Below are 6,217 nucleotides of genomic sequence, written 5' to 3' on the forward strand. Positions count from 1 at the left end.
AGTATTATCCGGCGGCCACCAGGTATCGTTGAATCTCCGCGGAGATGCGCGCGAATCCAAAACGAAGAACATTTCCACAACGGTGCTCGGCTTTCCGTTTGGCAGCAAAGGCAACCCCGCTTTCGGGACCAGCTATGACATGATCAACAAGGTGCCCGGCTATACAGACAATGTATCGCGTTCCGGGTCTGGCCTCGCATCCGGCAACTATAGCTGGAAGAACCGTTTCCTTGCGGACGCGTCGCTCCGTTACGATGTTTCCACTTCTTTCGGCGCCAACAAATCGGACCATACTTTCTGGTCGCTCGGCGCCGGATGGAACCTGCACAACGAGCCGTTCATGCAGGCGCTTCCCTTCATCAACCGCTTGAAATTATTCATCAATACCGGTACCAACTCTAACCAGAGTTATACCAACCTCGGTTCCACCGCTGTTTATTCCTATGCCGACCTTTACAACGTGGCCATGGGCCAGGCGCTGGAACTGGGTTATATGGGCAATCCCGACCTGCGCTGGCCGATCACGCAGAATACCAACATGGGCTTCGACCTGTCGCTTTTCAAATCCAGGTTGAATGCCACTGTCAACTATTTCCGGAAATACACCAAAGACATGGTGATTCCGATCACATTGCCGCCATCCACCGGTTATTCTTCCTATATGACCAACATGGGCGGCATGGAAAATACCGGCGTGGAAGTAACCGCCCGCGTAACGCCCTGGGCGGATGTTAACCGCCGCGCATCTTGGACCATCCACCTGAACGGCATTTTCCAGAACAGCAAGTTTACCGGCCTGGGCAATTCCCTTTCGCAGGAGAACAGCAAATTCGCCACCGACTCCGTGCTGGCTACGCAATTCCGCCGGTATATGGACGGTCACAGCCAGTTCGATATCTGGTCTGTCCGCTCCCTCGGCATCGACCCCGGCAGCGGCAGGGAAGTGTACCTGAAACTCAATGGCGACCGCACTTTTATATATGATCAGAACGATATCGTGAAGGTAGGTTCCACCCGTCCTACCGTGGAAGGCATTGTGGGCACCAGCTTCATGTATGAAGGGTTCAGCTTCTCGGTGAACTTCCGCTACCGCCTCGGCGGCCAGGCGATCAACGATGCGTTGTTTGCGAAGGTGGAAGACATTGACGCTAACGATGTGAAATACAACGTTGACCGCCGGGCGCTGTACGACCGCTGGCAGCGGGCTGGCGATATCGCGGATTACCGCGGCTTTGGCGAAATAGGGCGCAACGAGGTGCAGACTTACATTTCTTCCCGCTTCGTGCAGAAGGAAAATACGTTTACCGGCGAATCTGTGAGCGTAGGCTATGAATTCAGCAAATCCGAATGGATTAAAAAGCTGGGCCTGTCGAACCTGCGCATCAACGCATACATGAACGAATTCGTGCGTTGGTCTACAATCCAGGTGGAACGCGGAACGCAGTATCCCTTTACGCGCTCCGGCTCATTGTCTGTCAACGCCAGTTTCTAAACGAGTAAAAGCAATTACGACATGAAAAAGAAATTTCTCAGCATATACGCTCTCGGCGCCCTCACGCTGTTTTCCGCCTGCAAGAAGTGGGTGGATGTGCAGCCGAACGACAGGCTGGTCGAGGATAAAGTATTTACCGATCCGGAAAACATCCGCAGTGCCATCAATGGGATTTACAGTAACGTGGCGTCGCGCGAGTTGTATGGCCAGTTTATGACCATGACCGCCATGGACGCGCTGGGCCAGCTGAACAGCGGCGCCGTACTGAACGTGGGCGGCGGCGTGGAAGCTGGGCAGGGCGGTACGCTGGCAAGGCCGTACGCGGATTATACATATGAAGATCCTTTGGCGAAGACAGGCATGTCTACAGCCTGGTCCGCCAGTTTCAAGACGATTCTCAATATCAATCACTTCCTGGCGAGCATCGACAAATATCCCGGCGTATTGCCGGCGGCGGAAGAAACATTGTACCGTGGCGAATTGCATGCCCTCCGCGCCATGCTGCACTTTGATATGCTCCGCCTCTTCGGGCCGGTGTATATTACCGACAGCACCGCATTGGCCGTACCGTATTACACGACCAGTCTCCCCAACGTGAAACCTTTGCTCCGCGCAAACGAAGCGATGGACAGCGTAATGACGGACATGGACAGGGCCATTGCATTCCTGGCGAACGATCCGGTATTGACCAAAGGCAAGGAAGATAAAATTGAGAATGATGGGATGGATTACAGCCGGATGCGCAATCTCCGCATGAATATTTACGCGGCAAAAGCCCTCAAAGCCCGCATGCTGCTCTACCGCAACGATAAGCCCGCGGCATATGCGCTCGCGCAGGAACTGATCGGGGTGCTCGACAAAGATTTCCCCTGGTTCGATCCCGTGAAAGGGCGTTCCCCGGTCGACAGGACATTCAGCCAGGAAGTGCTCTTCGCAGTGAATGCTCCCAACCTTTATGACTGGACGCGCACCTTGTTCGGCGGCGATGTGGATGCGCAGCAGATGTGGGCGCCCAACTCTACCCGGCTTGCCAGCACCTACGAAAACCAGGTGACTACCGACTTCCGTTTTTCCAACATCTTCGCCTTCAGCTGGTGGGAAGTACCTTCCGGCGGAACGATCAGCTACCGCACACTGCGCAAATTCAATGATGTGGACGGGGCTACCGTCCAGTTCCGCTACCGTGTTCCCATGCTCCGCAAGAGCGAGGTGTATTACATCGCTGCGGAGTGCGCGCCGGACGATGCTGCGGGCTTTGATTATTTAAACCAGGTGCGCGCAAAAAGAGGCCTGCTGGAAGCGCCTGCCACCACCGTCCTCCAAACCGAGATCGGGAAAGAGTACGCGAAGGAAATGTACGGGGAAGGACAGTTGTTCTTCTATTACAAGCGCACCAATACGCCCCGCCTGCTCAAAAGCAGCACCGTGGGCACCACCAACGCCAACTACGTGACGATGACGCGTGCCCAGTACGTAGTGCCGCTGCCGGACGATGAAGCCTATTTTCAATAACCTTCAAATACCTCAGCATAAATGAAAAAGCTCCTGTACGTTATACCGATTGCAGCCGCCATGCTGCTGGGTGCCTGCGAAAAATCGCCGCTCACCCGATATGAAGAAGGAAATACTATTTATTTCAGGAATGCCGGTTATATGTCGGGCCGCGAGCCGTCGCCTTCGGATTCCTTAACCTATTCGTTCATGTACGAAAAGGCCGATACCGTGTTTGTGGTCATACCTGTGAGCGTTGCAGGTAAGATGCAGCCGGTAGACAGGCCTTACGTGGTTGTGGCAGACACCGGTTCCACGGCGGCTTTCGATAAGGAAATCATCCTTGGCCCTACCGTTATCCGCGCCAACAGGCTGAACGATACGTTGCTGGTGAAACTGGTGCGTACGCCTCAGATGAAAACGCAGACGATGCTCATGCGCCTGAAGCTGTTGCCGAACGAGCATTTCGAGACGAACTTCCCTGACCGGGCGTTGTCCGGTGTGGACCGGAAGATACCGTACCATGTGTTCAGGGTGTATATCAACGACTTTATGTCGAGGCCTACCCGCTGGACAGATGCATACCTGGGCGTGTATTCCATTAAGAAAGCGCAACTGCTCACGGAATTGTTCGGTTTTGATTTCGAAAAGGATTACGTGCCGCCATACGGGCCCACTTCACAGATCAATTTTGTGATGGCGGGAGGGTATGCCATGCAGCGCTACCTCAACGAAATGGAAGAAGCCGGAACGCCCGTACTGGAAGAAGACGGGTCCAGAATGATCATGGGAGACTATGTTCAATAACAACCAAATCACCAACATGAAGAAATATATTTTCTTTTCCGCCGCTGCTGTTATAATGGCGACGGCCTGTATGAAAGAAGAAGGAAACTACGATTATAAGCCGATCAACGAAGCTGTCATCAAGCTGGACCCGGAAGTAACGGGGAAGCTGGGCGAACAGCTGGTTATCACACCTGAAATAGCGCTGACGCAGGATGCCGCCGGCGGCGTGGATGAAAACCGGTATGCCTACAGCTGGGTGATCCAGGTGAATACCACCACTGTCAGGGAGATCGCCAAAACGCGGGTTTTTGACCAGAAGCTGGATAGCCTGGATGTGGGTACCTACGTGGCTTCGTTTTCCATAAAAGACAAACAGACCGGCGTGAGCTATGCGCAGAAGTTCCGTTTGACGGTTACCACGGCGGCATACGAAGGGTTTTTCGTGCTGGGGGCGCTGGGCGATTCCTCGCGTTTGGACCTGCTCGCTTTCGACGGTGCAAACATGGATGAAACGGAGCAGTTCACGGATGTGCTGACCGCTTTCAATTCGGGATATCCCCGGCCGATCGGTAAGCCCCTCGGCATGTATACCGCCACAAAAACAAACGATTACCAGTTCTTCATTTCCACCACCACCGGCACCAACTCCCTGGACCGCAACACGTTGAAATGGTCCGCCAACAAGGCTATTTCTTTCCTGTGTTTCGGTAAGATACCGGACAACTTCGTCCCGGAAAGGTTCTGGTCACTCGGTTCGCTGTACGTAATGTACAACGGCGGAAATATCCACACCTATACGAACGCATCGCTGTTCAACCTCGGCGCACCGCACAACCATGTGCGCGGAGAGGCGCAGCCGTTCAGGGCCAGCAGGTACTTTAACGTGGGCACCGGCGGCAGTGCCAGCGTGCTGATGTTCGACGAAGAGAAGCGCCGTTTTGCCAGGGTGATCATGCGCACCACGGGTACAGATGCCTATGCTTCATTAATCAATACCGTAACGGGATCTAAATTCGATTTCAGCGATGTGAAGATGGACCTGGTGTGGATGAGCAGGAACGTAAGCGCCGGCAACGTGACGGCCGTGTTGAAAAACGATGCGGGAGAAAATTGGCTCGCCATCTTCAATCCTTCCACCAGTGCGCAGGCCATGTTCCAGAAAATGAATGTGGGAGCGGATTTTGCTTCGTTCGCCGGCATCGCGGCAGACCCGGTTTGGTCTACGCTTTACTACGCAAGCGGCAACAAGCTCTACGCCTATCTGCCCGACGCCAACCGCGAAGTGATGGTGCAGGATTTCGGGGAGCCGGTTACCCAACTGTTTTTTCCGAACAATATCACCAATACCGCATTTTACGCCAATTACCGCGACAAGCTGATGGTGGCCACCTTCAACGCTTCCCAACCTGAGACCGGCGGCACCCTGCGGTTCTTCAGCACCTTCAACCAGGGATCCGTTCCGCAGCTTAAGCCTACCGTTTCGCACGGAGGGTTCGCTAAAGTGAAGGAAGTGGCCTTCAGGTCGCGCAGCGGCAACTTATAATTCGTAAATCGAAAATCAGCCACATAAAATCCACGAAAAGGTGCGGGCGCAAACTCGCACCTTTTTTTAAAGCACGATCATGAAAAAATTATTCTTCATAGCCGCCATCGTTACGTCTGCCAGGATGTTTGCGGCGGAACCGCCCGCTACGGTCATCCAGGGAACTACAGACGCGAAGGGCGCTAAAACCATATACCTCTTCCGCGCGGCGGATGGCAACATGGAGCAGTTTGCGACGGTGAAAGCCGGTGCAGACGGCGCTTTTGCCTTCGCTATTGCCGACCCGGCAGAAGGGTTTTATTATGTGTCCGACAATGCGAACGTACACGCCTTGAGCCACCGCATCTACGTAAAAGGCGCGTCTACTATCGAAATGGACATCAAAGGCGGAAAGGCTGCGGTGAGCGGGGGATCGAAAGAGAACCAGCTGCTTTCGAAATGGCAGGCGGTGTATGACGACATCGCCGTTCCGTCCTGGAGCGGGATACAGTACCGGGGAACGTACGAGGATTTCTTTCCCATCTTCGAATCTTTCCTGCCGAAATACGAAGCCTTCCGCAAGAACATGAAAAGCGGCAACAAAGCATTCGATGAACTGATGCAATACCTCGTGGTGAATGATGTGGATGCTGCGGTGATCAACTTCCTGTTCATGCCCCGCAGCAAACACCCGAAAGAACCGGATTACCCGGCTTATTACCGGCAGATCGTTCAGCCAGGCAAATATGCCAGTACGCGCGCACTACAGCTGGGCGACGGCGTCCGCAGGCTGGGGGCTTACGTGATGTACAGCCAGATGGGGAAGGGCGGCAAAGCTACCACCGACGATATGCTGGGCGCCATCCCCAACGACACGCTCAAAGGGATGTACCTGGCCAACAGCTTCGGCCGTTACCGTTCGC

4 protein-coding genes and 1 pseudogene are annotated in these 6,217 nt (G+C 54.2%); all 5 read left to right on the plus strand.

What is annotated here, in order from left to right; translation table 11 throughout:
• Positions 1–1,492, plus strand: a pseudogene (locus Q0510_RS18575) (TonB-dependent receptor); the annotation flags it as partial.
• Positions 1,493–1,513: 21 nt separating this feature from the next.
• A complete protein-coding gene (locus tag Q0510_RS18580) occupies positions 1,514–3,004 on the plus strand; it encodes a RagB/SusD family nutrient uptake outer membrane protein (protein ID WP_298715183.1) in 1,491 nt (496 codons plus the stop codon).
• A gap of 21 nt (positions 3,005–3,025) precedes the next feature.
• Complete coding sequence (locus Q0510_RS18585) at positions 3,026–3,790, plus strand: DUF4843 domain-containing protein (protein WP_298715185.1); 765 nt, start codon at positions 3,026–3,028, stop codon at positions 3,788–3,790.
• Positions 3,791–3,806: 16 nt separating this feature from the next.
• Positions 3,807–5,315 carry a PKD-like family lipoprotein gene (locus tag Q0510_RS18590; protein ID WP_298715187.1) on the plus strand — a complete coding sequence of 503 codons (1,509 nt, stop codon included), beginning with the start codon at positions 3,807–3,809 and terminating at the stop codon, positions 5,313–5,315.
• A gap of 79 nt (positions 5,316–5,394) precedes the next feature.
• Positions 5,395–6,217: hypothetical protein (locus tag Q0510_RS18595; RefSeq protein WP_298715189.1), on the plus strand; the 823-nt coding region annotated here is incomplete at its 3' end.

This window comes from uncultured Chitinophaga sp., from assembly GCF_937874145.1.
Taxonomy (GTDB): Bacteria; Bacteroidota; Bacteroidia; order Chitinophagales; family Chitinophagaceae; genus Chitinophaga.

Excerpts from the sequence above, each read along its gene's own strand:
- Q0510_RS18590 (WP_298715187.1), top strand. The coding sequence starts at position 3,807 with ATGAAGAAATATATTTTCTTTTCCGCCGCTGCTGTTATAATGGCGACG.
- Q0510_RS18580 (WP_298715183.1), top strand. The coding sequence starts at position 1,514 with ATGAAAAAGAAATTTCTCAGCATATACGCTCTCGGCGCCCTCACGCTG.
- Q0510_RS18585 (WP_298715185.1), top strand. The coding sequence starts at position 3,026 with ATGAAAAAGCTCCTGTACGTTATACCGATTGCAGCCGCCATGCTGCTG.